We start from the raw sequence: 24704 nt of genomic DNA on the forward strand, positions 1-24704 counted from the left end.
AGCAATGGATTTACCAAATTTTGCACGGCATTTAATATTGCAATTTATACCCTATAAACTTTTCTTCATAGAGCTTGCAAATCTCTTCTACAGGCCCATCGGCTACTAAAGTGCCTTTATCTAAAATAATGGCACGGTTACAGATTCGTCTTACCTGCTCAATAGAATGGGATACGAATAAAACCGTAATCCCTTTATCAAACATTTCTAGTATTCTTTTCTCACTCTTTTTTCTAAACTTAGCATCTCCCACAGACAGAACTTCATCAAGAATAAGAATTTCAGGCTCCATTACTGTGGCTATGGAAAAGCCCAATCTGGCCTTCATACCGGATGAATAATTTTTTACCGGTACATGGATAAAATCACCCAGCTCAGAAAATTCCACTATTTCATTAAACTTTTCTTTTATTAACTCCTTGGGATATCCCAGTACTGCACCGTATAGATAAATATTTTCCACTCCGGTATATTGACGATCAAAGCCTGCTCCCAGTTCCAACAAAGGTACAATTTTACCTTTAACGGTCAAATTACCTTCAGAGGCTTTTAAAACCCCGGCTATGATTTTTAAGAGTGTGCTTTTTCCGGCACCATTTAAACCTAGGATACCTAGACGATCACCCTTATTTACCGTAAAGGAAACATCCTTTAGAGCCCAGAATTCTTGATATCTTAACTCATTTTTTATAAATTTAATAACATATTCCTTAAAATTATCAACTTTCTTTTCCATTAGGTTGAATCTCATACCTACATTCTCAACCTTTAAAATCTCTTTACTCACAATATCCTCCATACCGGGATTTATTTAATATTACAATTAAATCCCTCTAATTAGATATTTAATATGAATTTATCCTGTTTCTTATAAAATAACAGAATACCGATTAACAATGAAGCAAAACTATAAGCTGCAGAAATAAATAATGCCTGTGGATCTAAGCTATGACCATAAATACAATTTCTAAAATTAATAATTATATGGTAGATTGGATTAAAATAAAATATCCACTGGGCACCTACGGAGCTTGCATCATAAAATATAGCTGAAGTATACATAATCATCATTAAGGCAACATCCCATAGATATTCCATATCACGGAAAAAAACCGCCAAGGTTGCTAGGATTAATCCCATACCCAAGCTAAGAACCAAGATTAAAAACAAGGGTATAATTGCATTAAAAATATAGACTGTGGGATAAACCTTAAATATAATCATGGCTCCAAATAGTACAATCATTGAAATCATAGAAATAATATAGGATGACAAAATATTGGACAAAGGGTAAATGTACTTGGGAACATATACCTTCTTTATCATACCACTATTACTTCTTATAGATTTCATTGCTTGTTTTGTCGACTGGGAAAAGAAGGAGTATAAAAGTCTTCCTGTTAAAATATAGACAGGAAATGTTGCATCATTTTTTTTACGTATGCCTATAAAAACCAGTGTCAAAACAATAGTAGTCAGAATCGGTTCTAAAAGTGTCCATAATATGCCTAGATAAGAACGTCTATATTTTAGCTTAATATTCTTTTTGGTCAGTTCAAATAATAGATATCTATATTTCTTGAAGTTTTTAATTGCTCTATCCAAATTTATCTCCACCATTTACTAAATATTTCTTTATATCTTGAATACCGATTCTACCACTTTTTTGGAAGCCTGTCCATCTTCCCAAGCACAAAATCTATTATAAAATTCTTCATACCTTGATTTATACTTTTGTTCTATTATATCAATATTTTTTATACTATCAACAACTTCTTCACTTGTAAATACCAAAGGACCCGGTACTTCCTTTTCAATATCAATATAAAAACCACGAAGGACATCCCTATACTTTTCCAAATCATAGGTAAAGAATAGCATAGGTCTTTTTAAATTGGCAAAATCAAAAAATACCGATGAGTAATCTGTTATTAAAATATCAGATATTAAATAAAGTTCCGATATATCATCGTACTTGCTCACATTGTAAGCAAATCCTTTTAGATGGCTGACATCAAGAGAATCTGCTATAAAATAATGGGTACGAAGTAAAAATACATACTCATCTCCTAATTCCTTTTTCATTAAATCCAAATCTAACTGTAATTTAAATTTATACTTACCCTTATCGTAAAACTCATCATCTCTCCATGTGGGTGCATATAAAATAATTTTCTTTTCCTTGGGGATACCAAGGCGTTTTCTTATAATGGCAGCAATTTGATCACGGTCTTTGGAATGAAGGATATCATTTCTTGGATACCCGGTCTCCAACATAGTATTATCAAACATAAAACAACGTTTGAAGGTTTTAGAGCTAAATTCATTGGCAGCAATCAGATAATCCCATGCCCTTGACTGCTTGTATACCTGCTGTTTATATCTGGGTGTAGCAGAACTGATATCATCTATATCAAATACCAGTTTCTTTAAAGGAGTACCGTGCCAGGTCTGTAAGAATATATTTCCTTCCCTTTTTACAATCCACTCAGGCTGACGGCTGTTAAAAACCATATAGCCAGCTCTTGCAACATAATAGTAATATCTTAAACTAAAACGCTTAATCTTCTTATGGCGAAAAGGAATCTTAGTTCCTTTTTTATTTATAATCCAAATACATTTATATTTACCTGGTGCATTAGCGGATATATATTCATAAATATATTTGGGGCTGTCCGAATAACTTTTTCCAAAAAAACTTTCGAATAGAATCCAGTTTTCCTTCATGGGTCTCTTTAAAAACACATGAACATATAAGGCTCTGCCTAAAGCCTTTCTACTTCTTAAAACCTTTTTTAATTTTTTTATACCTAAATGAAGCTTAACTATACGAAGTGATTTGTTAACATCCTGTTTAATCAAAGCTTTAACAAGGCGGCGTCTGTATCCTTTAAGTCCCTTTATAACTTCTTTGTTTATTTCTTTAGCAAGGAGACTCATCTTAATAAAGTTCTCTTCACGCCAGATATCATTTACACTCCTTTTTAATCTAGGAGCGTATACCCTTGTATAGTATGAGATATATTTTTTCTCAAACCTATCCATTAAATCAGGATTGTATTCTATACGTTTTTTTGTTTCGTAATATGCAGCAATTAACTCATTGAAGCGATTAGGGTCTTTAATCTGAGATAGGGCCGGAAAATTAATGGCATCATTGTGCTTACGCTTAACATAAAGAGCTGCAAAACGCTTTTTATACCTGTCTGTTTTTGATAAGGCTTCCATAAGAAAGGGAGCATCCGACAAATAAACTAAATCTTCAGGAAAGCGCAGCTTATTTTCTTCTACAAAGCTTCGTTTGAACAAGATATTTAAAACAGAAATGTTTTTAACACCTTTTCTTTTACTTACTAAAATACGATATGCTTGTCTTGTCCTAGCTTCCCTACGAAGTTGTTTCTCTTCTTCTGTCAGCTCCTCTTCATTAATAATCTCTTCTTCCGACTCTTCAATTTTCTTAAATTTCTTATCCCTCTTCTCTTCCTCACCTTCCTCGGTGCTTTCCTTATCATCTGAGGGATCTTCTGCACTATCAGCCTGGTTATCATCATCTTCCTGCTCATCTTCTGAAGGGGTTTCTAAATCACTTTCCTCTTCTTGATCCTTGCTTTCTTTTTCCTCCTGTTCCCTAAGAAAATATACACTTCTTTGAAACCAGGTAGGTTTCTTCTTTCCGTAAGTGATATCATCATCTCTGTCAAGAGCTGCCTCTACCAGCAGTTCAATAGTATTCTCATATAAGTAGTCATCACTATCTAGAAAATATACATAGTCCCCCGTTGCTACATCTAGCCCTAAGTTTCTAGCTGCTGCAACCCCAGTCTTATTATCTAAATGATGTAATTTTACATCTAATTTATCCCCATATTCTGATACACATGCCAAATCCTCCTTAGGGGCATGGTCACTGACAACAATAACCTCAAGATTACCATAGGTTTGTGCCACCAAACTATCAAGACAATCCCTTAAATATCCTTCCCCCCTATGAAATGGAATGATTACACTTACTTTCATTATCTTTCCTCCAATTGTAATGGGATTATTTGTTATTGACAATATACAACAAATATTATAGCATTAAGCTTCATAATGAGTCAAGGACAGGTCATTTGCTATACAAATTCACTTAGCTCTATTTTCTCCTTCTTTCACTTAAATAATCAAAAAGAGATTGGAATCATAAGACCCCAATCCCTATCTGTTTATCTCTTATTATTCACTTACACCTAAACGATTTAATGCACTGAATATAGCCCTAATGGAGGCTCTAGTAATATTAGAACTTACACCAACACCAAAGGTTGCCTTTTTACTGCTTAAATCCAGCATATGTATATAGGCTGCAGCTTTAGCTCCTGCTCCACCGCTAAGAGCATGCTCGTTGTAATCAAGAATCTTAACATTTATATTAAGTTCTTTTTGCAAGCCTTTCTGAACTGCATCAATGGGTCCGTTACCTACAGCTTCAAAGAATTTTTCCACACCATGGTTAGTATAGTAGATGATAGCATGGGTACATCCGTCATCATTATCAGATATATCCTCAAACTTACATCTTCTAAAGTGAAGAGGTTCTTTCTTATCAATATAATTCTTCTTAAATTCCTCCATAATCTGATCAGGAGTAACTTCTCCTTGTTTTTCAGATATAGGCTGTATTATATCAGCAAACTCCTTGTGCATACCCTTAGGAAGTTTGTATCCAAAATATGTTTCCATAATAAAGGCTACACCGCCCTTACCGGACTGACTGTTGATACGAACAATGGGTTCATAGCTTCGTCCGATATCAGAAGGGTCAATAGGAAGATAAGGTACTGCCCAAATCTTACTTTGCCTTTCTCTAAGGGCCCGCATTCCCTTATTAATTGCATCCTGATGAGATCCGGAAAATGCTGTAAATACCAGCTTGCCGGCATATGGATGCCTTTCATGAACTTTCATCTTTGTTAATCTTTCATATACTTCTATAATTTCATTAACATTAGTTAAATCCAATTTAGGATCTATACCTTGTGAAAACATATTATAAGCAATAGTAAGAATATCCACATTACCGGTTCTTTCACCGTTTCCAAATAAGGTACCCTCAACCCTGTCAGCTCCGGCTAAAAGTGCCAGCTCAGCAGCTGCAATACCGGTGCCCCGGTCATTATGAGGATGGACACTTATAATTATACTGTCTCTATTCTTAATATTTCTGTTAATCCATTCGATCTGATCCGCGTAAACATTAGGGGTGTTCATCTCCACCGTGGAAGGTAGATTAATAATCATCTTATTCTCAGGAGTAGGACCCCATGTATCAACAACCGCATTACATACTTCCAATGCGTAATCTATCTCAGTTCCTGTAAAACTCTCCGGTGAATATTCCAATATGATTTCCCCGGGAAAATCCTTGGCATATTCTTTCACAAGCTTTGTACCCTTTATGGCAATCTTCTTAATTTCCTCTTTGTTCATATTAAATACAACGTCCCTCTGTAATACAGAGACAGAATTGTAAATATGAACTATTGCCCGAGGTATCCCCTCCAAGGCCTCAAAGGTCCTTTTTAACAAATGCTCTCTACACTGTACAAGAACCTGAACAGTTACATCATCAGGAATTAGCTTGCGATCAACCAACTGCCTTAAAAATTCAAATTCAATTTGAGATGCAGAAGGAAATCCCACCTCAATTTCTTTAAATCCCAACTTAACCAAGAGATTAAAAAATTCAATCTTTTCTTCTACCACCATAGGCTCAATTAGTGCCTGGTTTCCATCTCTTAAATCTACACTACACCAAATAGGTGCCTCATTTATTTCTTTATTTGGCCATTGTCTGTCGGGAAAATTAATCACCGGATTTTTTTGATATTTTTTGAAATTCATAATAATTCCTCCTAATTAATATAATTTTAAGACTAATAAAAATACATGAAAAAATTATATTAACGTCGGAGTCGATATATCACACTGTATTTTTTTACTATAAACAATGTGCTATTGTCTACACAAGTCCCATATAACCAGATCCTTTCTTTCATTTTTCATTATTATGTTATAATATGTTCCTTAATTATAAAGTATGATATGTATAATTATTAACATATCCAAATATAGTGTGATTAATTATAACACTGAACATTTTAATTAGCAACCATTTTTTAAAATTTTACTCATCTTCTTTAATAAAATAAATATTTATTTCATATAAAAAAAGCCGATTGATAGAAGTATTCTTCCTCAATCGGCAATTGTTTTTATATATATTTTATTTTTATTGTTCTTTTTCAAGACTTAATACAACCTTAGGTGTATCGTAAATTTCAGTGTCCGATAATTCAGTTTGAATGTCCAAGAAGTATGTACCAGATGAGGAATACCCTGATAAATTTATAAAAGGTTTTAGAGTATTCCTGTTTATTTCATCAAGTTTACTGGCAGGGCCTTTAATATTAACCTTAATCGGTCCCTTGGTAATAAATTCAGCATTTAAGTTATCTGACTTATTCTTAATCTCTATATCATTGGGCCAGATAGACACTTCCTTACTTTCAAGTTTTTCTATCTTAATATTAATTGAAACATTGTTATCCTCACCCACCAGATGTATTTCTTCATCCACCTTCTCATCTAGGTCAAGATATTCCTCAATGTTTTCCCTAGCACCAGTAACATCCCAAGTCACTTCTAATATCTCAAGGTTATCTAGTATAGAATCTTCTGCTGCTATTTCAACAGTCTTGGGTTCATACTCTACTCCTGTCACTACATATCCATCTGCAGGTTTTCCTGTAATATTTATTTTCAGTGGAACTTCTTTAATCTTATATAAATCTAAACCTACCTCAATAAAGTAAGTACTAAATGTTAATCTGGTAGCATCAATTACATTACCTTCTTCATCCAAGGCCATGGGTCCTAATATCTGTATATTGGATTTTGAGGCACCCTCTACATCTGCCTCTACTACTACTTGTTTAATTTTTTCAATCCTACTTTTTGGACCGCTAACTAAAATAATATTAGGTTTAGCAGATTTGTTACCAAGAAAAAATCCCTCTGCTACCTTTCCCTTATCTACTACATTAACCTTAAATTGCTCTTTGTGTATTTCCTCTATGCTGACAATCATATGCTGTACATCGCCCCTGTCAACAATCTCAATTTCATCCTTATATCTTTTGGGGGTGATGGTTATATTAACAGAGTTAACACTGGACAAATGGGCAAAATCCGCCGATACATCAAAATCCGATGCAGATATGTTCTCCATTATAGACCGTCTTGCGGCAACTTTAAAACTAATGGTTTCTCCTTCGATAATTTCATAACTCTGGTTTTTAGTTATTATAATATCCTCATTCTTAATATTAACCGGAACATCGGTAAAGGTCTCATAGCGAATAGGATCATTGGTATTAGTTATAACCAGCCATAAAATCGCAGCTATTACTACCGATAGAATTTTAACACCAATATTTCTAGTCAATTTCTCTTTCATTGCCTCGTCTTCCCTTCCAAAATTTCAATCTGTTAGTATCAGACATTTTATTCTGGGCCTCCATAAGCTTTGATCTTAAGTAGTCTCCATCCACATTTCTTATTAACTTGCCTTCTCTTGCTATGGATACCTTACCTGTTTCTTCTGATACTATGATGGTAAGACAATCAGACACCTCACTTATGCCTATACCTGCACGGTGCCTTGTTCCTAAATCCTTACTTAACTGCATATTATCTGATAAAGGCAGATAACAAGTTGCAGCTACAATTCGATTATTTCGAAGTATAACTGCCCCATCATGAAGCGGTGTATTTCTTTCAAATATATTAATCAGTAATTCACTGCTTATTATACTATCTACCAAAATCCCTGTATTTACAAATTCATTTAAGGGTGTTTCTTCTTCAATTACAACTAAGGCTCCGGTTTTATTTCTTGCCAGTTCAAATATAGCTCGTACAATTTCATTTAATGTATAATCCGAAAACTTTTCATTTTTATCTTTAGTATCATCAAAAATCAGAATAGAACGAACTATATTTTTCTTGCCCAGTTGCTCCAAAGCCTTACGAAGTTCCGGCTGAAACACAATCAAAATAGCAATAATACCAACATCAATTGTATTGGATATAATCCAAATAACAACATTTAGCCTAAATATAACGGCGACTAACCAGAAAAGCATAATAACAACCAGACCTTTAACTAAGGCCCAGGCTCTTGTATTCTTAATCCACTTGACAACATGGTAGATTAAAAAAGCAAGTATAATAATTTCAATAATATCGGTAATATAAATTTTCGGTATAGAAAATCGATAATCACTTATTAAATTTCTGATTGCTTGCATATACTTCTCTCCCGCCGTTATAATTCATTTACTGTATGCTCATTAGTCAGTATATTTAAAAGTTAGTATAGTCATCATCATCGTAGTTGAAGTATTCTTCTGTTTCATCCGTATCCGGCTCACTAAACTCCCTGCTTTTTACATCACTAGAATTAATATGTTTTACATTGACCTGGGATACGGTCACAGTTACCTTAGGCACCGCTTTCACATAATAGTAATATACTTCATCTTCAAATCTGGCATGCTCCGCTCTTGAATAATCCAAGGTAAGTTCAAAGAAATGGACTATAAATACTAAACCTGTAGAAATTATGGTTCCTACTATCATACCCAGTATTTGACCTGACTTGTTCAATATTAAATAACTAATTAAAAAACCTAAAATACTGGTAAGTCCCCCTGCCAAAATTGAAATCTCAAATGCATAATCAAAAGACATTTTTCTAATAGAATAGGTAACCATAATTATCAATGCAAAAATAGCTATTGTCATAATCATCTGCTTGTTTCCAATTAGGTTATCAACAACAGTAGTATAAAGTTGCATAATATCCTCAACAGAAATACCTGTCTGCGTGGTTACCGCTGTTTTTATAACTTGAAATAAAAAATATACTATCACACCGCAGCTTGTGGGAACCATAGCTACAGGGGTAGATATTAACCCCAGTAAAATCGGGATAAAATATGGCATCTTCAAAAGAAATAAAACCGGCACAGCTAGTACCACATATCCCTGATTTGGAGTGTATCTAAGGAAAAGTAGATACAATATCATAAGTACCATAATAACTATAATAGATAAAATGGGCGATATAAAGAATACATGTAGTATAGCTATGGCTGCTGCCAAAAGCACCATTATAGCCGATGGTGTAAATGCACTTAATAAAGACAAGGCAAAAACAATAGGTATAGACTTAAATCTTACGTCATATCCTATTTCTTTATTTATAGCCTGAAATGCTATAAATGCAAATATAAATTTTATTGCAGGTACTAAATATGCGTCATATTGCTTATAAAAATTTTTAATTTTTTCTCTTAATTCAAGTAATGGTAACATAATATAACCCTCCATACTTAATACTCATGGGTCGATTCTTTATATATTTTTTCCATGCGTTTTAATAGTTTGAAATACCTTGCTAGCTTCTTTCTCGAAGCATCGTATTTCATAGAATAACCTAAGTATGATCCCAATCCGTATATAGTGATTATAATAATATAAAAGCCCAGTATATATCCACCTATTGTTTTGTATTGTAAACTTACTGCTTTTTTTATCAAGTGTTCCATTCTATAAAATCCAATCATCATTATAATTAGAATATAACCTATAGTTGCACTGATAATTGATTTTATAACCTGAAGTCTTACATAATCTTGTTTATAATATTTGCTTAGATAGATGTCTTCTTTGCCTTCTTTATTCTCATACACTGCCAGCTTTGTCATTAACCTTATTTTCTTAAAGTTTAACATCATTGCCTCCAATATCCCATAAAATATTAATTATTTCAAGTCTTAACTGCATTAGTTAAATATATGCAAATATGCCTAAGTATATTGCTAATGGCGATTTTACTATCAAGCAAATTATAACACATACACTCAAGCTTTTGTATAATTATTTTGCTTTTTAGGAATTTTAGTTAAACTTTTCTTAGAAATATTATAAAAACTGCTATAGCTGTTATACTTTTATATAAAAAAAAAGAATCTCCTATTTTATAGGAGATTCTTTTTGATTATAATATTCTGAACTTTGATTAAACTGCCTGATCTGCAGCAATTAAATTTATCGGATAATAATATCTCCATCCTGGAATTTAGGTGGTATCACAGGTATCTGAAGGAATGATTCATATTGTCCGCCAGTATAGATAAGATGATTTCCATGATTATCAGTATCCCATATCAAGGGCTCAAACCAATCTTCACGGATATAACGACCGGAAATTTGAACACGTATATACTGCCCCTTATGCCAAAAACGGCTGGTAGGTACGATTTCAATATCCACGGGAACAATCTGTCCGGGCTCTAATTTTTCATCACAGGTATGGGCCTGAACGGGATTATAATCTGTAGAAAGCTTCTCATCTAACTTACGCCGTGAAACTCTCATCTTTCCCCATACTCCAGGATGTGGTTCTCCAAATAAGGTGATGGGAAGGAATTCTTTTGTGGTACTTAATTTCTGTACGTTTATAAATAAATCCATATCATTATAGCTTTCTGCAGCCACATACAGTCTTAACTTCATATATCCGGTAATTTCTGTGTCCTCTTCAAAGCGGTAGTCAAATGTAACCTCCCCGGTCTTACTGTCATAGGAAACAGAAGCTTCATTTTCTACCGGTGTGTTTTGCATTGTCATATTTGCTGCATTCAAATATAATTTTTCATATTTTGTCCTCTTCAGCGGAAAACTATCTTCCGCACGATTGGTCATATAATTAAATTCATAAACGTCCTGAACTTCAATTCTTACTCTTGGAGTAAGCTCCCATCCATTTCTCTCCAACTTTAGATAGCGATCAAAGAAGCGCTCCAAATCCTGAAGGTTTTCATTGGCATATGCATCCGGCCACTCAAAATTTCTATGGGCACGAATCCATTTTTTCTTTGACTTAATTCTACGGAAGGCATTAAAAGAACCTCTTAAGTGAAAATGGTTCCAGCATGCGGTTAAATAAACTGGAATTTTTATATTTTCTCAGATAGGGTCTTTGTCCTTCCAATATGTACAATTAATATAAGGATATAATGTCAAGTTGTCCGGTGTATCATCAATATAGTTAGGTCCTACAGCTTCTGCCATAACCATTCTGACAAAGGATCTGGCAGGGATACCCCCTTCACATAGTGATTCACGGTACATATCAGTTGTTGCTTCCCAAGGGGCTATACATACAAGATGAGGTGGGCATTGAGAAGCAATACGTAATTGTGTCATAGCTACGCAACTGTTTCCGGCCATTCCGATTCTTCCGTTACACCAAGGTTGCTCTGCAGCCCATTCAATAAAATCATATCCATCTTGTGCATCCTGAGTACCAAACTGAATAAAATCTCCCTCTGAATGTCCGATACCTCTAGGATCCACATTGGCAACGGCATATCCGCGACGACACCAATAACCTGGGTCAGGACTTTCGAACTTAGACATATTGGAAACTGTTTGAGGCGGAACACCCATTTCCAAGGGGTCCCATACCCATGTTGGCAGCTCCACCTACTGTAGAAGCTTTTTCAAGAACAATTACATCAGCTCCATTTTCTGCAGCCTCTACCGCAGCGGATAATCCGGCTGGGCCTGCAGCAATGACTACGATCTCAGTTTCCATCTTCTTCATGCTATAACCTCACTTTACTTTATTGTTTGCCTTAAATATCAATGATTTATCTTTATCTTAATATATTTGAAATGAGGTATATAGGCTAAATTTTATCTAATCTATATGAATTTTTGTCGTAACACTATACACTTTGGGCACTTTATTGTTGAATCTTACGATAAATGTTCCAGTAATGCAAAAAAGAATCCCTGTTTTCAAGAGACTCTTTCTTAATTACATAATTTGTTTTTATTAAAGTAAAGCTTTAGCAATCAGCTTATCAAATTTCCTTATATCTACACCCTTATTTAGATTTATTTTTATGTGACCGGCCCTTGTCCAAAGCTCTACTTCTGCATTAACATCCAAAAATCTTCCGGCATTCTCAGTGGACCACATAACTATTGATGAATAAGGCAGAGAATATATCTCAACCTTTTTGCCTGTAAAGCCCTGAGCATCTCTTACAATCAATCTCTTGTTAGTAAATATGGCACTATCACGGAATGTCTTATATGCAGCAACTGCCTCTTCCCCTTCTACCAATAAATCATTTACATCATCGGGGATGGGACACTCTCCTATTAATGTCCATGTTAAAATATTACCCATTTCTGCCATTATTAAATACCTCCATGTAAAATCATTCCTGTATTGTAATTCTATATTACTATTAAGGAAAAAATTAGTCAATTTATAATATTAATTCCTAATATTTTTACATAAACCTTTTTTAAAAAAGTTACTTTATATTAAAAAAGATACTACACTTCTGAAACAAAAAAGCCGCCTGTTTCAGTTAAGAAACAGACGGCATACCAATATCTGTGTCAAATAAGTAAATTTGATACAAAAATCACTTTTAAGTTTTAATAAAGCTTTGCTCCAGCCGGAATGCGGTCATCAACCATCAGAAGATTAAGCTTTTCTTCGCCATCTTCTTCGTGAATAGCACTAAGCAGCATACCGCAAGAGTCAATACCCATCATTGTTCTTGGGGGAAGATTTACGATAGCAATAAGAGTCTTGCCAATTAGTTCTTCCGGCTCATAATATGGGTGAATACCGCTTAAAATGGTGCGGTCTGTACCTGTTCCGTCATCTAAGGTAAACTGTAAAAGTTTCTTTGACTTAGGAACTGCCACACAATCTTTAACCTTTACTGCACGGAAATCTGATTTACTAAAGGTATCAAAATCTACACAATCCTCAAATAAGGGTTCAACTTTTACCTTAGAAAAATCTATCATCTCTGGCTCTACTTTTTCCTCATAAGAAGCCTTAGTTTTTACATCAATTCTCTTATTTACATCATTTAATGTCTTCATTGTAGGGAATAGCAATACATCCCTTATAGCTGCAGAATCAGTAAGCAACATAACAAAGCGATCAATACCAATTCCTATGCCTCCTGTAGGTGGCATACCATACTCCAAGGCATTTAGGAAATCTTCATCAGTCTCATTTGCTTCTTCATCTCCTGCTGCCCTTAATTCTTCTTGAGCCTCAAATCTTGTTCTTTGATCCAAAGGATCATTTAACTCAGAGAAGGCATTGGCCATTTCCCTTCTTGTAATAAACAGCTCAAACCTTTCTGTATAATCAGGATTATCAGGCTTTCTGCTGGCCAAAGGAGAAATCTCTACAGGATGATCCATAATAAAGGTAGGTTGAACTAAATGTTCCTCCACATACTCTTCAAAGAAGAGATTAATAATATCCCCTCTCTTATGTCTATCCTCAAATTCAATATTATGCTCCTTAGCCAAAGCCTTAGCAGAAGCTTCGTCTTTTATCTGATCAAAGTCAACATTGGCATACCTTTTAATAGCCTCAACCATAGTAAGTCTCTCAAAAGGTTTTGCTAAATCTATTTCTTCTCCTTGATAGTTTATTTTAGTGGTACCTAGTACCTTTTGTGCTACCGTACGGAAAAGATCTTCAACCAAATCCATCATTCCATAATAATCTGTATATGCCTGATACAACTCAAGTAAGGTGAATTCAGGATTATGTCTAACGGACAGACCTTCATTACGAAATACTCTGCCAATTTCATATACACGCTCTAATCCGCCTACGATAAGTCTTTTTAGGTATAATTCTAAGGAAATTCTTAAAAAGAGATCTTGATCTAATGCATTATGATGGGTGCAGAAAGGTCTAGCTGCAGCTCCTCCGGCATTAGAAACCAGTACCGGTGTTTCAACTTCAATAAAATCTCTGCTGTCAAGATAATTTCTAATTTCTCTGATAATTAAAGATCTCTTTATAAAAGTATCCCTTACCTCGGGATTTACTATCAAATCCACATATCTTTGACGATATCTAAGGTCCGTATCTTTTAGTCCATGGAATTTCTCAGGAAGTATCTGCAGGCTTTTTGAAAGAAGGACTATTTTACTGGCTTTTACGGAAATCTCTCCGGATTTAGTTTTAAACACTTCTCCTTCTATACCAATTATATCACCAATATCATATTTCTTAAATTCAGCATAGGGCTCTTCACCAATGTCGTCTCTTCTTACATAGGCTTGAATATCACCTTTTAAATCCCTGACGTTACAAAAAGAAGCCTTACCCATAACCCGTTTTGTCATAATACGGCCGGCTATGGACACGGTTTTTCCTTCAAACTCTTCATAATTAGTAGTAATATCAGCCGAATGATTAGTTACATCGTATTTCATTATTTTAAAGGGATCTTTTCCCTTACTTTGAAGTTCAGCTAGCTTTGTTCTTCTAACTTTAAGCAGTTCATTTAAATCCTGATCGCTTTGCATTTGTGCTCTTTCATCTGCCATCTTATCTTCACCTCTTATCATTTAGCAGGTATTTTTTTAATACCTATATTAATATTAATTTGACCTTTGAATTTCTAGTATTTCATACTGAATTACTTCACCGTTGGTTGTCTCAACATCCACAATTTCTCCAACCTTTTTTCCAAGAAGTGCCTTACCCAATGGAGATTCATTTGAAATCCTACCTTTAAGGCTGTTTGCTTCAGTTGATCCAACAATTTTATATGTCAATTCCTCTTTATATTCCATATCGAAAATACGGACCTTACATCCGATATTTATTACATCAACATCAACTTCATCCTCTATTACTACTTCTGCATTTCTAAGGATTTTATCAATCTCTTCTATTCTGGCCTCAATATCTCTTTGCTCATCCTTAGCTGCATCGTATTCGGCATTCTCAGATAAATCCCCCTGCTCTCTGGCTTCTTTAATCTTTTGAGCAACTTCTTTTCTCTTATTAACCTTTAAATCGTGAAGCTCCTCTTCTAGTTTTCGTAATCCTTCATAAGTTAATATATTTTTCTTCTCTACCATAAAACACCCTTCCTCCATATGCATATACTTTTAATTCCACAATACATTCAAAGTATTATATATCATCAATTGTTTCTTGTCAACATCGTAGAAAACTCAATAATTTCTTACAATTTTTGAGGCCAATAATAAATTTTAGACAATTTTTACCCGGGATATGGAAACAATCCAGAAGATTAGTTGGCCAAATACTATCTCCCGGAAAGTTACATTATATCTTATCTTTATAACCTATAAAATATACTAGCTAATTATGAATAATCAATAAAATCTGTTTTATACACTTTAATTAAAATAATTTTTTATAATAATCACTAAAATCAAAGGTAGCAAAATAGTCTTTTGGTGTCTCTGCTCTGCGGATTAATTGCACCTTGCCGTCTTCTTTTAAAAGCAGCTCCGCACTCTTTAATTTACCGTTATAATTATATCCCATGGAAAATCCATGGGCACCGGTATCATGGATAACAATCAAATCACCGATATCAATCTTTGGCAGCATCCTGTCTATAGCGAATTTATCATTATTTTCACATAAGGAGCCGGTAATATCATACTTAAAATTATTAGGTTCATTTTCCTTACCCATAACAGTTATATGGTGATACGCCCCATACATAGCCGGTCTCATAAGATTAACCGCACAGGCGTCAAGTCCTATATAATCCTTATAGATATTCTTCTGATGAATTGCGGTTGCTACTAAGTGTCCGTAAGGTGCCAGCATATATCTACCAAGCTCTGTATATATATCTAAATCTCCCATACCTGCCGGAACTAAAATCTCCTCATAGGCCTTTCTTACTCCTTCACCGATAGCCATAATATCATTTGGCTTTTCATCGGGATGATAGGGTATTCCTATTCCTCCGGAAAGATTAATAAACTTAATATGAACACCGGTTTTTTCTTTTAGTTCTACGGCCAATTTAAATAAGATACCTGCTAAAGTAGGATAATACTCATTAGAAATGGTGTTGCTGGCTAAAAAGGCATGAATTCCAAAGTACTTAACACCTTTTTCCTTTAAGATACGAAATCCTTCTATCATCTGTTCCTTAGTAAAACCATACTTTGCATCCCCCGGATTATCCATTATCCCATTGGCAGTCCTAAATACACCACCGGGATTATATCTGCAACTTATAATTTCGGGAAGGCCCGCAACTTTCTCTAAAAATTCTATATGGGTAAAATCATCCAGATTAATAATGGCATTTAACTCTCTTGCCTTTACAAATTCCTCTGCCGGAGTTACATTGGAGGAAAACATAATATCCTCCCCTGAATAATCCATAGCCTCTGCTAACATAAGTTCAGTAAAGGAAGAACAGTCCACACCGCAGCCTTCCTCCTTTAATATATTTATAATATAAGGATTTGGTGTAGCTTTTACCGCAAAATATTCTTTAAACCCTTTATTCCAAGAAAAAGCTTCCTTTAATTTTCTTGCATTTTCACGTATTCCTTTCTCATCATAAATATGAAAAGGAGTCGGATATTCTTTTATTATTTCTTTTAACTGTTCTAAGGTAACAAATGGTTTTTTCATAACAACCTCCTAAAATATAAAAACAGAATATGATATGCCCATGCTTATATAATATCTCCTATATTTTAATTTACATGTTCATAATCAACTTATAATCTCTGGCTTTAATATTCTCAATAAAATCATGAATACTATTTAGCGGTTTAGAAAATCCCATTCCGCTACGCTCAGGCTCCAATCCATGGGCATCGGTTCCGGCAGTTGTCGGCAGATTATGTTTCTTTGCATATTCAGCAGCCTTTTTATCAAAGTCTATATTCCTATTACCCACATTATATATTTCTACAGCATCAACTAAGTCTGGAAAAAGACGTATTTCTTTTATATAAGGCCTTATTCTAAATGGATGGGCATGTACCACAAAACCTCCGGCCTTATGGATTTGATAATATTGTTCCTCAATTGTCCAGTTTAACATTTCGGGGTGATTTTTTATCCATTCCTTATCCAGTCCATATATTAAAAATTCCGTTGCCTTGTAATTAGTTTCCCAACCAAAGAATACCGATAAACCTATCTTATCTCCTTCTTTTTTGGCATTCTCATAACCTTTGCAAAATAAATCTACCCTTTCTTCCCAAGTCAAATCATTGCAAATAGCTGTATTTCCGTTAAAAAAGTGATCTGTTACTATAATACCGGCATATCCGGCTTCCTTGTATAATCGTACTTGTTCTGCCCCAGTCATATAAGAACAGGCACTTGCCTCTTTCGTATGTAGATGGGTTTCATATAAATATAAGCCCACTATTTAACACCTAGCCTTTCTAAATAAGCCTCTTTTGTATATCTTATCTGCTTAGTCCGTCCTACAGAATTGTTCCCATTATACAACATTTTAGATTTTTTTCAAATACTTAATTAAGGAAAACTCCCAATACAAGCAATTTACGAACATATGATTGTGAGATTACTAGAAAAATACAAGTTCTTGTGCTATAATCATTTAGAATAATCTACAGATAGAATCTTTGTAAAAGGGGAATGTATAACCATGGAACAATATAGCGGAAGTCAGATTGTGGTATTAGAAGGACTTGAGGCAGTCCGCAAGCGTCCCGGAATGTATATAGGAAGCACCGGACCTAGAGGCCTTCATCACCTTATTTGGGAAATTATAGACAATGGTATCGATGAACATCTGGCAGGCTACTGTAACCGGATTAATGTAACTCTCCGTAATGATGGGGGTATAGAAATAGAGGATAACGGACGGGGGGTACCGGTAGATATCCATCCTGTAAAGAAAATACCTACTGCCCGTGTAATTTATACCGTCCTTCATGCCGGAGGTAAATTTGACTCTTCAGTATATAAGGTATCCGGTGGTCTACATGGGGTCGGTGCCGCAGTTGTAAACGCACTTTCTAAGCGAATGCTTATAGAAATAAAAAGAGACGGAAAAATATATCGGGATGAATATGAAAATGGGGGCCATCCGGTAACAAAATTGGAAAATGGTCTCCTTCCTGTTGTTGGTAAATGCAATAAGTCCGATACAGGAACTAAGATAATCTTTTATCCGGACGATTCTATATTTGAAACAGTAGAATTTAAGTCCGATATAATACAAAAAAAGCTTAAAGAAATAGCTTTTCTTAATAAAAACTTATTACTGCATTTTCAAGATGAAAAGACCGGTGTTACTAAAAGTTATATCGAAGAATTCGGTATAAAAAGCTTTGTTTCCTATCTAACTAGGGAAATGAGTTTAATTCATGAGGAACCCATTTATCTGGAGGGAAAAAGCGGTGAAATTGAAGTGGAAATTGCTTTCCAATATACCGACAACTATTCTGAACAGATAAATGCTTACTGTAATTGTATTAATGTCGTAGACGGCGGTACTTTAGTAACCGGTTTTAAGACAGGCCTTACTAGGGTTATCAATCAATATGCCAGGGAACTGGGTGTGTTAAAGGATAAGGACGATAACTTTGACGGCAAAGATATCCGTAACGGTATCGTTGCTATTGTATCCATAAAACATCCGGATCCTCAATTTGAAGGACAAACTAAGACAAAACTAGGTAATACCGATGCAAAAAGTGCGGTTGAGGAAGTATTTACTCAGGAAGCTCAACGGTGGTTTGATAAAAATGTAGAAGTATTAAAGTCCATACTAGACAATTCAATGAAATCATTTAATGCCAGAAAAGCCAGCGATAAGGCCAGAAATGCTGTCTTAAAGCAGATAAATGAAGTGGATACCAGAAGTAAGCTTGCTTCCTGTTCCTCTAAAAAACCTGAGGAATGCGAATTATACATTGTAGAGGGAGATTCAGCCGGCGGTACTGTTAAAACAGCAAGAAACCGCCGTACCCAGGCTGTCCTTCCCTTAAGGGGTAAAATCCTTAATGTAGAAAAAGCCTCCCTGGAAAAAATACTTTTAAATAATGAAATAAAGTCCATGATTGCAACCTTTGGCTGTGGCATAGGGGATGATTTTGATATATCAAAATTAAATTATGATAAGATTATTATCCTTACAGATGCCGATGTGGACGGTGCCCATATCAGCACCTTGCTACTTACATTCTTTTATCGTTTTATGCCTGAGCTTATCTTTGCAGGAAAAATATATAGGGGACTTCCCCCACTTTATAGGGTTGAATACGAAACTATAAAGAGAAATAAGAAAACTAAAGAATTTCAATATTTATATAATGATTTTGAGCTGGACAAATTTCGCAAGAACAATGATTTTAAAATATTAAATATCCAAAGATACAAGGGTCTTGGTGAAATGGATGCCCATCAACTTTGGGAGACTACTCTAAATCCCGAAACTAGAATATTGGCTAAAATAACCATAAGTGATAATATCGAAGCCGATGAGATTACAAGTACCCTTATGAGCAGTAATGTTCCTCCAAGGCGTACATTTATAATGGAAGAAGCAAGATACGCAAAGCTGGATATATAAGCTCCACTATATTTATTAGGAGGTAATAATGAAAAATCAAAATCAGCAAGATCAAATAATACAATTGGATTTTTCTGAAGAAATGAAAAATAGCTACCGAGATTATGCCATGAGCGTTATCGTATCAAGAGCAGTACCGGATGTACGAGACGGCCTAAAGCCTGTACAACGTAGAATCTTATATTCTATGATTGAGTTGGGATTAGACCCTAATAAGCCCCATAGGAAAAGCGCCCGTATCGTCGGTGATACCATGGGTAAATATCACCCCCACGGAGATAGTTCTATTTACGATGCCTTAGTTAATATGAGTAAAGATTACTCACTTATGGTTCCTTTAGTAGACGGCCATGGCAACTTCGGTTCTATCGACGGAGACGGAGCCGCAGCTATGCGTTATACAGAAGCAAGGCTATCTCCCGGAGCCATGGCTCTTCTTAATCATTTAGAAAAGGGCTTAATCGACTTTAACCCTAACTTTGACGGCAGTGAAAAGGAACCTGTTGTACTGCCTGCCATGATTCCAAACCTTCTTATTAATGGTACCACCGGTATCGCCGTAGGAATGTCTACTAATATTCCGCCCCACAATCCGGACGAAGTTATTGAAGGGGTTATGGCCTATATGGATAATCCGGATATTACTATAAAAGAACTAATGAACTATATTCCGGCTCCCGACTTTCCTACCGGAGGAACAATTATTAATGTGGATGATATGGAGCAAATCTATGAAACCGGGGAAGGAAAAATAAGAATCCGGGCAAAAGTGGAGATTGAAAACGGTGACAACGGCAGAAAAAACATTGTTATAACCGAAATACCCTATACCGTGGCCGGTAATAAATCAAAACTTGTAGAAAACCTTTCAAATCTAATAAAAGACAAGGTCTTTGATGAGATATATGATGTTAGGGACGAATCCTCCAAAGAAGGAATTCGAATTGTCATAGAGGTTAAAAGGGACAGAGATATTAACAATCTCTTAAACGGCCTATACAAAAAGACAGTTATGGAAGATACATATTCTGTTAATTTTTTAGCCATTAAGGACCAGCAGCCGGTAACATTTAACCTAAAGGGCTTAATTAAAGAATTTGTAGACTTCCAAGAGGAATTATATACCAAGGAATATAATTATCTCCTGGATAAAGCAAAGAAGCGTCTTGAAATAGTAGGTGGCTTAATTAAGGCCACAGATATAATTGATTTAATAATTGAAATTCTACGGGGAAGCTCTTCTGTTAAACAGGCAAAAGCTTGTCTAATGACCGGAAATGTAGAAGGGATTCGATTTAAATCCCAAGCTTCAAAAAAAGAAGCAGCTACTTTGAATTTCACAGAACGTCAGGCTGAGGCCATACTTACCATGCAGCTTTCCAAATTAATAGGTCTTGAAATATTAAAACTCCATGAAGAAGAAGGAAGCTTAAAAGATTCCATTGCCGAATATGAAAAAGTATTAGGAAGCAAAAAGGAACTATACAAGATAATTAAAAAACGCCTTAAAGAATATAAGAAAGTCTTCCATTCTCCTAGAAAGACCATGCTAATTAACGCTAAAACCAGTGATTATGTGGAAGAGAAAAAGGTTGAGGATATCTATATATTAATAGACCGGTTTGGATATACAAAATCCTTGGATTCTGCCAGTTATACCAGGGTGTCCGAGGACAACTTAAAAGACTACAGCTATATTATTCAGATGAAGAATACTGACCGCTTATGCTGTTTTACTAAGGAAGGCAACATGTTCCAAATTAAAGCTGAGAACATCCCCAGATGTAAGATGAGGGATCGGGGAAGCTTAATCCATACCCTATGTAAATTAGAAAAAGAAGAAATTATCCTTTATACATCCTTTGAAGAACTTTTTGAAAGCCAGATGTTATTTGTAACTAAAAAAGGCTTTATTAAGCAGGTATCCGGTGCTGAATTTGAAACAAACCGTTCTCAGATTAGTGCTACAAAACTAGAAGAGGGTGACCAAGTCATAGGAATAAACTTATTATCTGCAGGAGATATTCTAGCAGGCAATTATAAAGTAATTATCCTGACCGAAAAAGGCTTATCTTTAGGCTTTCCCCTTGCAGAAGTGGCAGAGTTTAAAAGAAACAGCCGAGGTGTCAGGGCCATTAAGCTAGATAAGGACGATACCGTATGTTTTGCAAAGGCAGTAAGTCCGGATACTGAAACATTTGTATATAATGACAAAGAATTAAGCGCTAAAAAAGTTCGCCTCCGTAAAAGAGGAGATAAAGGACATAAAGCTAAGTTATAGATTAAATATAAATAAATTAGCCCGGTAATTATGATTTCTTTTTCATAACTACCGGGCTATAAATATGCCTATAATTCTTACTCTCCCTCTTTGTATTAATGTTTGCCACTTACAATTTTATAATAGGTACGGGCAGTTAATCCATAAACAATACCATAGATTATCCCAAAACCTAATAAAGTTCCAAGGGTACAAAGCATGGTAATCCTTGTATTCGTAAGGCCAAATAAGGTCAAAAGTTTCAGCATTAATTGAAAATCAAAGGCCACATGGACTGCAGCAACTACTAGAGGTGCAAAAAACACTATCAAAATCTGTGTACTAATGGAACGTTTAATTTCCTTCTTAGGAAGACCAACCTTTTGCATAATTTCAAAGCGTCCTTTATCTTCATAGCCTTCTGAAATTTGCTTGTAGTATATAATCAGAACCGTAGCCATGATAAAAAGAAAGCCTAAAAACAAGCCAAGAAATAAAAAACCACCGTTCATAGCATAAACGTCAGCTGAGTTTTGTGCTCTTGTATCTACCAGAAAGTGTTTAAAATCCCCTAGACCGTCTTCTGCTTTTAGATTACTAATCTCATTTGCACATTTAATTTGTATATCTTCATTCTGATCAATATCAATTATTGCTATCCATTTTAAAGAACTGGCATCATCATTATAAACAGACTTCTGTGCCTTATATATAGTTTGAAGTACCTCTTCATCCTTTACCACTAAGTAGTTGGTTTCAACTAAATATCCTGTTAAATTATCAATTGTCGGAAAACCTTTAAGATGTTTTACTATGTTAAAGTTAAGAGAATAATCCCCCACCTCTATACGAATACTTTCTTTATTATCCAAAGTGTTACCATAAAATAAGATTTCATTGTCTTTTAAATCCACCTTTTTTCCGGTAAACTTATAGTAATCTTCCTCCGTAATAAAACACAGCTGTAGATAATCACCCTTATAACTTCGTTCAATATTCGTATGATAATAACCTTGGCCTCTTCCCACTGTAAATGCCAGATAGGTGTAATCTTCAAATCTAGTTATATTCCCTTGGTTTTTTCTGATTATTTCTTTTATATTATCTACCGTTAAATCTTTTTGAAAAGCAAATTCTGTTTCGCTATTTATTATAAGTTTTGATACAATATGTCCGGGATAATATGTGTCCAATACATCTTCCGTCCCTAGGTAAAGGGAAAGGGTCCCCGATACCATAACCAATACCATGGTAGAAAGTATACAGATATTTGAAAGACCTACTGCATTTTGCTTCATTCGGTATAGCATTCCAGAAATACCTATAAAATTTTTGGTTTTATAATATAACTTTTTATTTCTTCTTAGCTGTTTTAATACCACAATGCTAATAGCCGTAAACAGACAGTAGGTACCTATTATTACAAGAAATACAGCTATAAAATAAACTAAAATCGCTTTAATTGCTGACTTTGTAGTTATGGCTATATAATATCCGCCCCCAAGAGTTATGACTCCAATCAAAGCTAAAATCCATTTACTTTTCGGCTCCCTTTCCCCTGCATTGGAACTATTAAGCAGTTCAATAGGATTAGCTATGCGAATCCGTCTCAGGTTAAAAAGTAAGGTAAGACCAATAATTGAAGCAAATAATACAGTTGTTATTTTTATAGCAAAAGCAGATATAACAAAACCAAAGGGTACCTCAAAACGAAGTAACTTAAGCAAAGCAAGGGTTGCCAGTTTATGAAATAAGATACCACATAATAATCCGCCGATAATACCAACTAGAGCCACATACATAGATTCAAAGCATAGTATCCCTGCAATATGCCTTTTTTCCATACCCAATATATTGTATAAGGCTAATTCCTTATGGCGCCGTTTAATAAGAAAACTATTGGTATATAAAAGGAAGATCACAGCAAATATCCCTGCGATAACTAAGCCTGTGAACATAAAGGGAGACACATACTCTGCACCTCTAAGTTTTTTAACTCCCTTATCCGAGGCAATGGCTGACATAATATAAAAAGCTGCCACCGTACCTATAATAGTTAAAATATAGGGCAGATAAAACTTACTGTTTTTACGGATATTCTGCAAGGCTAAGAAGGGAAACAGACCTTTACGCATTTTTGTCACCTCCGGTAGTAAGCAGGGTTAAAGTATCAGATATTTTTTGATACATCTCCTCATAGCTGGAATTACCTCGGTATATCTGATGGTATACCATCCCGTCCTTGATAAATAGCACACGCTTAGCATGGCTGGCAGCCTTTACGGAATGGGTTACCATAAGGATGGTCTGACCCTCTTCATTTATTTTATTAAAGAGATGAAGTAGCTGGTTAGTGGACTTTGAATCCAGTGCTCCGGTAGGTTCATCTGCCAGTATTATCTGAGGGTGTGTAATAAGGGCCCGACAAACTGCCGCTCTTTGCTTTTGACCTCCGGATACCTCATAGGGATATTTCTTTAGAATATCAGTAATCCCCAGCTTTTCTGCCAGTGGTTTTATCCGCTGCTCCATTTCCCTGTAATCCTTCCCTGCCAGTACCAAAGGCAGAAAAATATTATCTTTAATTGAAAAGGTATCAAGCAGATTAAAGTCCTGAAACACAAAACCTAGATTATCCCTACGAAATGCTGCAAGATCCTTCTCCTTAATTTTGCTCATATCCTTACCTGATAAAAGAACATTACCACTGGTGGGTTTATCTAGTGCCGCCAAAATATTTAAAAGGGTTGTTTTACCCGAGCCTGATTCACCCATAATGGATACATATTCACCGGCCTCTACTAAAAAGCTTACATCGGTAAGTGCCTGTACATGATTACCGCCAAATCTTGTTGTATATATCTTTTTAAGATTTTTTACTTCTAACAATGACATTATTATAACCTCCTTAAATTCTTACC

The 24704-nt window shown here is 35.0% G+C and carries 20 protein-coding genes; 2 read left to right on the plus strand and 18 right to left on the minus strand.

Features of this window, described 5'->3' with window-relative positions:
* Positions 1 to 31: 31 nt before the first annotated feature.
* The 16 genes from SD1D_RS10195 to SD1D_RS10265 form a co-directional block, all read right to left on the minus strand.
* Positions 32 to 790 (minus strand): ABC transporter ATP-binding protein, encoded by a 759-nt coding sequence (locus SD1D_RS10195; protein ID WP_087758965.1) that lies wholly within the window; start codon positions 788 to 790, stop codon positions 32 to 34.
* Between the two features lie 47 nt (positions 791 to 837).
* Positions 838 to 1605, minus strand: a complete 768-nt coding sequence (locus SD1D_RS10200) for an ABC transporter permease (RefSeq protein WP_242955216.1) — start codon at positions 1603 to 1605, stop codon at positions 838 to 840.
* A 30-nt stretch (positions 1606 to 1635) separates the two neighbouring features.
* Positions 1636 to 4020 (minus strand): CDP-glycerol glycerophosphotransferase family protein, encoded by a 2385-nt coding sequence (locus tag SD1D_RS10205; RefSeq protein WP_058258819.1) that lies wholly within the window; start codon positions 4018 to 4020, stop codon positions 1636 to 1638.
* A 198-nt stretch (positions 4021 to 4218) separates the two neighbouring features.
* Positions 4219 to 5886: a 2-isopropylmalate synthase gene (leuA, locus tag SD1D_RS10210; protein WP_275940477.1), complete on the minus strand. Its 1668-nt coding sequence runs from the start codon at positions 5884 to 5886 to the stop codon at positions 4219 to 4221.
* 388 nt (positions 5887 to 6274) lie between these two features.
* Positions 6275 to 7501 carry a CdaR family protein gene (locus SD1D_RS10215; protein WP_058258821.1) on the minus strand — a complete coding sequence of 409 codons (1227 nt, stop codon included), beginning with the start codon at positions 7499 to 7501 and terminating at the stop codon, positions 6275 to 6277.
* Positions 7482 to 8354: a diadenylate cyclase CdaA gene (gene cdaA / locus SD1D_RS10220; RefSeq protein ID WP_058258822.1), complete on the minus strand. Its 873-nt coding sequence runs from the start codon at positions 8352 to 8354 to the stop codon at positions 7482 to 7484. Before cdaA ends, SD1D_RS10215 begins: the two co-directional genes overlap by 20 nt.
* 55 nt (positions 8355 to 8409) lie before the next feature.
* Positions 8410 to 9423, minus strand: coding sequence for a hypothetical protein (locus SD1D_RS10225; protein ID WP_058258823.1), 1014 nt, complete (start codon positions 9421 to 9423; stop codon positions 8410 to 8412).
* Positions 9424 to 9440: 17 nt separating this feature from the next.
* Positions 9441 to 9842, minus strand: coding sequence for a hypothetical protein (locus SD1D_RS10230; RefSeq protein ID WP_058258824.1), 402 nt, complete (start codon positions 9840 to 9842; stop codon positions 9441 to 9443).
* Positions 9843 to 10158: 316 nt separating this feature from the next.
* Complete coding sequence (locus SD1D_RS12490) at positions 10159 to 10887, minus strand: CocE/NonD family hydrolase C-terminal non-catalytic domain-containing protein (RefSeq protein ID WP_242955217.1); 729 nt, start codon at positions 10885 to 10887, stop codon at positions 10159 to 10161.
* 192 nt (positions 10888 to 11079) lie between these two features.
* Positions 11080 to 11532, minus strand: a complete 453-nt coding sequence (locus SD1D_RS12495; protein ID WP_242955218.1) for a CocE/NonD family hydrolase — start codon at positions 11530 to 11532, stop codon at positions 11080 to 11082.
* On the minus strand, positions 11525 to 11719 hold the full coding sequence (locus SD1D_RS10240; RefSeq protein ID WP_058258825.1) for an FAD-dependent oxidoreductase: 195 nt from the start codon (positions 11717 to 11719) through the stop codon (positions 11525 to 11527). Before SD1D_RS10240 ends, SD1D_RS12495 begins: the two co-directional genes overlap by 8 nt.
* A 234-nt stretch (positions 11720 to 11953) precedes the next feature.
* Positions 11954 to 12322, minus strand: a complete 369-nt coding sequence (locus tag SD1D_RS10245) for a PH domain-containing protein (protein ID WP_058258826.1) — start codon at positions 12320 to 12322, stop codon at positions 11954 to 11956.
* Between the two features lie 248 nt (positions 12323 to 12570).
* The gene (gene lysS / locus SD1D_RS10250; protein ID WP_058258827.1) at positions 12571 to 14505 is read right to left on the minus strand and encodes a lysine--tRNA ligase; all 1935 of its coding nucleotides are present in this window, start codon (positions 14503 to 14505) and stop codon (positions 12571 to 12573) included.
* Positions 14506 to 14559: 54 nt separating this feature from the next.
* Positions 14560 to 15045, minus strand: a complete 486-nt coding sequence (greA, locus tag SD1D_RS10255) for a transcription elongation factor GreA (protein WP_058258828.1) — start codon at positions 15043 to 15045, stop codon at positions 14560 to 14562.
* A 289-nt stretch (positions 15046 to 15334) separates the two neighbouring features.
* Complete coding sequence (locus SD1D_RS10260) at positions 15335 to 16597, minus strand: diaminopimelate decarboxylase family protein (protein WP_058258829.1); 1263 nt, start codon at positions 16595 to 16597, stop codon at positions 15335 to 15337.
* 70 nt (positions 16598 to 16667) lie between these two features.
* Positions 16668 to 17345 carry a PHP-associated domain-containing protein gene (locus SD1D_RS10265; RefSeq protein ID WP_242955219.1) on the minus strand — a complete coding sequence of 226 codons (678 nt, stop codon included), beginning with the start codon at positions 17343 to 17345 and terminating at the stop codon, positions 16668 to 16670.
* Between the two features lie 246 nt (positions 17346 to 17591).
* Here SD1D_RS10265 and SD1D_RS10270 point away from each other — a divergent pair, with 246 nt between their 5' ends.
* Positions 17592 to 19523: a DNA gyrase/topoisomerase IV subunit B gene (locus SD1D_RS10270; RefSeq protein ID WP_058258831.1), complete on the plus strand. Its 1932-nt coding sequence runs from the start codon at positions 17592 to 17594 to the stop codon at positions 19521 to 19523.
* Positions 19524 to 19551: 28 nt separating this feature from the next.
* Positions 19552 to 21804 (plus strand): DNA gyrase/topoisomerase IV subunit A, encoded by a 2253-nt coding sequence (locus tag SD1D_RS10275; protein WP_058258832.1) that lies wholly within the window; start codon positions 19552 to 19554, stop codon positions 21802 to 21804.
* Between the two features lie 95 nt (positions 21805 to 21899).
* Here the strand turns inward: SD1D_RS10275 and SD1D_RS10280 are convergent, their stop codons facing one another.
* Positions 21900 to 23918 carry an FtsX-like permease family protein gene (locus tag SD1D_RS10280; RefSeq protein ID WP_058258833.1) on the minus strand — a complete coding sequence of 673 codons (2019 nt, stop codon included), beginning with the start codon at positions 23916 to 23918 and terminating at the stop codon, positions 21900 to 21902.
* A complete protein-coding gene (locus SD1D_RS10285; RefSeq protein ID WP_058258834.1) occupies positions 23911 to 24678 on the minus strand; it encodes an ABC transporter ATP-binding protein in 768 nt (255 codons plus the stop codon). Before SD1D_RS10285 ends, SD1D_RS10280 begins: the two co-directional genes overlap by 8 nt.
* Between the last annotated feature and the right edge of the window lie 26 nt (positions 24679 to 24704).

The organism is Herbinix luporum (assembly GCF_900070325.1).
In the GTDB taxonomy this organism is placed as follows: domain Bacteria; phylum Bacillota; class Clostridia; order Lachnospirales; family Lachnospiraceae; genus Mobilitalea; species Mobilitalea luporum.